This is a genomic window from Zavarzinia sp. (assembly GCF_049306435.1).
GTDB lineage: Bacteria > Pseudomonadota > Alphaproteobacteria > Zavarziniales > Zavarziniaceae > Zavarzinia.
This window is the reverse complement of the sequence record NZ_JBAQRT010000145.1, coordinates 1-5,511: the sequence shown is the minus strand read 5'-3', so window position 1 is coordinate 5,511 and position 5,511 is coordinate 1. Positions and strand designations below refer to the sequence as shown.

Sequence of the window (5,511 nt, the reverse complement as noted above, 5' to 3'; positions counted from 1 at the left end):
GCGACGGGCACCGTGGCCAGCAGCGCGCCGGTCGCGGGGCTGCGCACATCCATGCGCTCGGCGCTCAGGGGCTTTTGCCAGCGCCCGCCGTAATGAAGGTCGAAATGGCGCGGCTCGGTCATGGCGTGATCTCCGCGAGGTCGAGAAGGCATTCGGTCAGCACCCGGCAGCCGGCGGCAAGGTCTTCGGGGCTGGCATATTCATCCTCGCGGTGGCTGACGCCGTCCCGACAGGGCACGAAGATCATCGCCGTCGGGCAGACATGGTGAAGCTGGCGGGCATCATGCCCGGCGAGGGAGGGCAGGGACATGTGTTTCAGGCCAAGGCTCCCGGCATGGCCCGCGATCAGGGCCTGCAGCCGTTCCGGGAAGGCGAGGGCGCGGGCGGCGGCGATTTCGGTCACCTCGACCCTGCAAGGGGCGGCGAGGCCGGCGGCGCGATCGTGCACGGCATCGCCGAGGGCCTGTAGCAGGGCATCGTCCGGGTGGCGCAGGTCGATGGAAAAATAAGCCTCCGCCGGCACGACCGAAGGGGCATTCGGCTTCACCTCGATCATGCCGACGGTGAACATCACGCCCGGCTGATCGGTCAGACTGTCCAGATGGGCGATGATGCGCACGGCCGCCTGCAGGGCGTCGCGCCGCGCCGCCCGGGGCGTGGTGCCTGCATGGGCTTCGGTCCCGGTGACGCGGAGGCGGAAGCGGCGCACGCCCTGAATGCCGGTGACGACGCCGATGGGAATGCCCGCCGCTTCAAGCACGGGGCCCTGTTCGATATGCGCCTCGAGAAAGGCATGGGGCGCGAACCCCAGCGGGCGGGTCGCTCGCACCGCATCCGCTTCCGCCTGCAGCACGGCGGCGAGGGCATCCCCCGTCATCGCGCCCGCGGCATCGCGAACGGCGAGAATCGTACTCAGGGGCCGAAGGCCCGCGAAGGCTTCCGAGCCCATCATGCCGGGGGCGAAGCGCGAGCCTTCCTCGTTCATCCAGGCGACGACCTCGATCGAACGGCGCGGCCGGATGCCGGCTTCGAGGATGGCTTGCACCGCCTCCAGCCCGGCCAGCACGCCGTAGATCCCGTCGAAACGGCCGCCGCTGGGCTGGCTGTCGATATGCGATCCGGTGAGCACCGGGGCAAGATCGGGTTCGGAACCTTCAAGGCGCAGGAACAGATTGCCGGCGTCATCGTTGAAGGCGACAAGGCCGAGTCCGGTGGCCCATTCGATCAACTGCAGGCGGGCGGCGATTTCCTCGATGCTCAGGGCCTGACGGTTGACGCCGCCCTTCACCGTCGCGCCGAATTGCGCCATCGCCAGATGACGCGCCCACAGCCGCGCTTCCGACACCTGGCCGGCGGCTTTGCTGGGGACGGTCGGGCGGGGCGCGGTCATGGCTCAGGCCGTCCGCATGATCTGGTCGGGGCGCGCCCTTGGATCGCGCCTGCGCCAGGCGCCATGTTCGACCTGGGCGAGGAATTCCGCCAGCAGATGGTTGAACAGCTCCGGCTCCTCGAGATTGGTGGTGTGGCCGGTCTTCGGCAGGATGGCGAGGCCGCAGGCCGGGATCACCTTCTTCAGGAAGATGCCGGGCTGCAGACAGTGATCATCCTCGTCCCCGGCGACGATCAGGGTCGGCACGTCCATCGCCCGGAAGCCCGCCTCGAGGTCGTAGAGCGAGGGGCGATGGACCTGCACGCCGCGCATCGTGTTGGCGGCGCCCAGCGACGAATGTTTCCCCAGGCGTTCCGCGAACAACGCCCAGCCCTTCGGGTCCTTGGCCTGGAACTGCACCCGCGACGCGCCCTCGGCGTAGGTCGGCGCGAAATTCTCGGCCCCCCTGGTCTCGAACTGGCGGGCGACTTCCTCGGACACGCCCTGGAAATAGGCTTCATGGGCCTTTTCGGCGCCGTATCCGGTGCCGGCGGCACAGATCGACAGCAGGCGTTCGGGAAAATTCAGGCCGGCGTGAAGAACGGCGAAGCCGCCCATGGACAGGCCGACGACATGAGCCTTCTCGGCGCCGATGGCGTCGAGGACGCAGCGGATGTCGGCGGCGGCGCGGGCTTGCGAATACTTCGAGACGTCGGCGGGAATATCCGAGGGCGGAAAGCCCCGGGCGGCGAAGGTCACGCAGCGATAGCGGCGCGAGAAGAAGGAAATCTGCGGCTCCCAGCTCCAGTGATTGCCGCCGAACTCGTGAACGAAGACGAGCGGCGTGCCACTGCCCGTCTCCTCGTAATAGAGGTTCACGCCGTCGTCGGTCAGGGCCATGGGCATCGCCGTCTCCTCAGATGATCGAGGCGCGGGCGGTGATGCCGCCGTCGACCGTGAAGATGGCGCCGCTGGTGTAACCCGAGCGGTCGGAGGCGAGGAACAGCACGAGGTCGACGATCTCGCGCAGATGCGCCGGCCGGCCCAGCGGATAGCGCTTCTGCAATTCTGGCCACTGGCTCTCGTCGCCGAGCCAGGCTTCCGCCCGGTTGCGCAGCAGCTTGTAGATGCGGTCGGTGTCGACCGGGCCGGGATTCACCCCGACGATGCGGACGCCGTGATCGAGGCTGCGGCCGCCGAGGGCGCGGGTGAAGGCCATCAGCGCGGCATTGCCCGTGGTGCCGGCGACGTAATCGGCATCGTAACGCTCGCCGGCATTGCCGATATTGTTGATGATGACGCCCTGGCCCCGCTCGCGCATCCGTTTGTAGACGAGGCGGGTCATGCCGATGTAGCCGAAGACCTTCAGCTCCCAGCCCTCGCGCCAGCGCGCCTCGTCGATCGCGTCGAGATCGCCGCCCGGGATGACGCCGGCATTGTTCAGCAGGATGTCGATGTCGCCCACCGCGTCGGTCAGGACCTTGCAGGCGCCGGGCGCGGTCAGATCCATGACATGAACGATGATCGAGACATCGCCCCTGGCGGTCTCCCGCGCCTTGGCCGCCACTTCGGCCAGTTCGTCGGCGCTGCGGGCGGTCAGATGCAGGTTGCAGCCTTCGGCGGCGAAGGCGATGGCCGCGGCGGCGCCGATACCCTTGGAGGCGCCGGTGATGAGGACGGTTCGGCCTTCGAGCCAGAGGTCCATGATATCTTCCTCGTCCCTAGTTCTTCAGTAGACGCCGGCGGCGGCGGCCCTTGTGCCGGCGACCTGCGCGACAAGCGCCGGCAGCAGCACGCAGAAATCCTCGACCCATTCAGCCGGCACGGTGGTGCCGACCTTGATGAAGCGGTCGGCGAAGGCCCGGCTGTGATAGGAGGCCTGGCGGATCATGATGTCGTGTTCCAGATAGGCGGCGGCGAGCGCGTCGGGGCTGATGCCGGCGCCGGTCACGTCGATTGTCATGAAATTGCCATTCGACGGATAGACGGGCAGGGTCAGGCCGTCGATGCCCTGCACGGCGGCGGCGATGCGGCGCTGGTTGGCGCCGGCGATCGCGAGGACCTGCGGCAGCCATTCCGCCTTGTGGCGAAGGCCGGCGATCGCCGCGCGCTGGGCCAGGATGGACGAGCCGAGGTTGTTGGGCGGCGCCGCCGCCAGTTGCTCGATCAGGTCGCGGTTGGCGATCACCGCGCCGCAGCGCAGGCCGGCGATACCCAGCCATTTCGAGAAGGAATAGGTGGTGATCGTGCCTTCCGGGTAGAACCGGGCGGCGAGAGTGTGGTTGGCGGCGAAATGACGATAGGTGCAGTCATGGATCAGCAGGGCGCCGGCCTTGCGCGCGATGCCGGCGATCGCCTCGATCTCGTCCGCCGTCTGGCACGAGCCGAGCGGGTTGTTCGGATCGACGAGATAGATCGCCTTCGTCTCGGCACTGGCCGCCGCCGCCAGCGCTTCCGGCGCCAGGCGGTAATGGCTGGCCGGGTCATAGATGGGCAGCGTCGTCACCCGCGCCCCCGCCGCCTTGGCGAAGGCATGGGGCCACAGCCAGCCGGGATCGGTGACGATGAATTCATCGCCCTGGCCCAGCCAGGTCCTGGTCGCGTGATAAAGCGCCTCGATCGCGCCATCGGTCACGAGGACGGCGAATTCGTCGCCCGACAGGCCAAGGTCTTCAAGAATAAGCTCCCGAAGCTCCTCGATACCGCAAGGCGGGGCATAGATATGAAATTCTTCTTCGGCGATGCAGCGAAGCATAGCTTCACGAACCGCGGGATGACACGGAATATGGTTGGTGTTCTGGCCCAGCCATTTTAGTTTCCTATTGCCGATCAGGCGATCGAAATGGAGATTTCTCTCCTCGAATGGCTTCTTGACCAGGGGTGCCATGTGCCGTCACCTTGACCATGCAGTGCAACAATGACGTCACGTTAAGCCCATGTCGGGTTTGCATACAAGAAGAACAAAAAGGGAAAATGATGGATGATGTAAAAAAAATGCGCGCGGAGGCGAGGGCCGAGATCGCCAGCCTGATCCATGACGGCGACACCGCCGAACCCTGGGTGGCGGAGACGCGCGCGGAACGCATCATCGAAGGCATCGAGGACGATATCCTGCACGGCGATCTCGCCCCCGGCGCCCGCCTCGACGAGGTCGCGCTGGCCGAGCGCTTTGGCGTCTCCCGCACCCCGGTCCGGGAGGCGCTGAAGCAATTGTCGGCGGCCGGCCTCGTCGTCATCCGGCCGCATCAGGGCGCGGTGGTGGCGATCCATACCCGCGACGAACTGATCGAGATGTTCGAGGCCATGGCCGAACTGGAGGCGACCTGCGCCCGCCTCGCCACCCGGCGGATGACCCCTTACGAACGCCTGCTGGTCGAGGAAGCGCATCTCGAGTGCCGCCGCCTGGCCGAGACCGGCGACGTGCTGGCCTTCTTCCGCGCCAACAGCGTGCTGCACGGCCTGCTCTATCAGGCCTGCCACAACCGCTTCCTGCGCCAGCAGACCGAGAGCCTGAACAAGCGGCTGATGCCCTATCGCCGCCTGATCACTTTCCGCGAGGGGCGGCTGTCGGAATCGATCGCCGAGCATGACGCTGTGGTCGGTGCCCTGCTCGCGGGGGACGAGGATGGTGCCTCGCGCCAGATGCGTCATCATCTGGAAATCCTCGGCGACGACGCCGAGGCGATCCTGCGCGCCCTCGACCGGATGGTGGCGGCCGGCGGCACGGCCTGAGCCGCGCCGCCCGGCCCTCAGGGGGCGGAGGCGGCGAGGGCGGCCTTGCGCCTGGCGGCCAGGGCCTTGTTCGCCGCGCGGCGGCGCAGCCACATCATGGTGCCGGTGATGGCGAAGAGCAGCGGCAGCAGCCCGCCGATGAAGATCACCGTCTGCCAGACGATGCCGTAACCGATGCCGTCGTGCAGGCGGCGCATGACGCGGCCGAGGTCGTCCCCCGGTTTGGTCGGCGGGGGCAGGCTGGCCTTGGTCTCGCCCGTGACGTCATCGACGGTGACCGTCGCATTGCCGCCGTCGGTCGCCAGGGTTACCCGCCAGAGCGGGCTTTGCTCCGTCGGCAGGGTGATGCCCGTGGGCGTGGCGCCGGCCGGCGCGGCGCCGATCGCCGCCAGCAGCACGCCGTCCGGCCC

The 5,511-nt window shown here is 67.8% G+C and carries 6 protein-coding genes; 1 reads left to right on the top strand and 5 read right to left on the bottom strand.

Going from position 1 to position 5,511, the window contains the following annotated elements:
• Positions 1 to 118: 118 nt before the first annotated feature.
• From WAZ62_RS07815 to WAZ62_RS07800, 4 genes are read right to left on the bottom strand one after another with little or no spacing between them, the layout of a single operon-like run.
• A complete protein-coding gene (locus tag WAZ62_RS07815; protein WP_422642958.1) occupies positions 119 to 1,390 on the bottom strand; it encodes a M20 family metallo-hydrolase in 1,272 nt (423 codons plus the stop codon).
• Between the two features lie 3 nt (positions 1,391 to 1,393).
• Positions 1,394 to 2,275, bottom strand: coding sequence for an alpha/beta fold hydrolase (locus tag WAZ62_RS07810; RefSeq protein WP_422642957.1), 882 nt, complete (start codon positions 2,273 to 2,275; stop codon positions 1,394 to 1,396).
• Between the two features lie 10 nt (positions 2,276 to 2,285).
• Positions 2,286 to 3,074: an SDR family oxidoreductase gene (locus WAZ62_RS07805; protein WP_422642956.1), complete on the bottom strand. Its 789-nt coding sequence runs from the start codon at positions 3,072 to 3,074 to the stop codon at positions 2,286 to 2,288.
• Between the two features lie 24 nt (positions 3,075 to 3,098).
• Positions 3,099 to 4,256, bottom strand: a complete 1,158-nt coding sequence (locus WAZ62_RS07800; protein WP_422642955.1) for a pyridoxal phosphate-dependent aminotransferase — start codon at positions 4,254 to 4,256, stop codon at positions 3,099 to 3,101.
• A 107-nt stretch (positions 4,257 to 4,363) separates the two neighbouring features.
• On the opposite strand from WAZ62_RS07800, the gene WAZ62_RS07795 reads away from it, so the two are divergent.
• Positions 4,364 to 5,101, top strand: a complete 738-nt coding sequence (locus WAZ62_RS07795; RefSeq protein ID WP_422642954.1) for a GntR family transcriptional regulator — start codon at positions 4,364 to 4,366, stop codon at positions 5,099 to 5,101.
• Positions 5,102 to 5,118: 17 nt separating this feature from the next.
• Here WAZ62_RS07795 and WAZ62_RS07790 read toward each other — a convergent pair.
• Positions 5,119 to 5,511: PepSY domain-containing protein (locus WAZ62_RS07790; RefSeq protein WP_422642953.1), on the bottom strand; the 393-nt coding region annotated here is incomplete at its 5' end.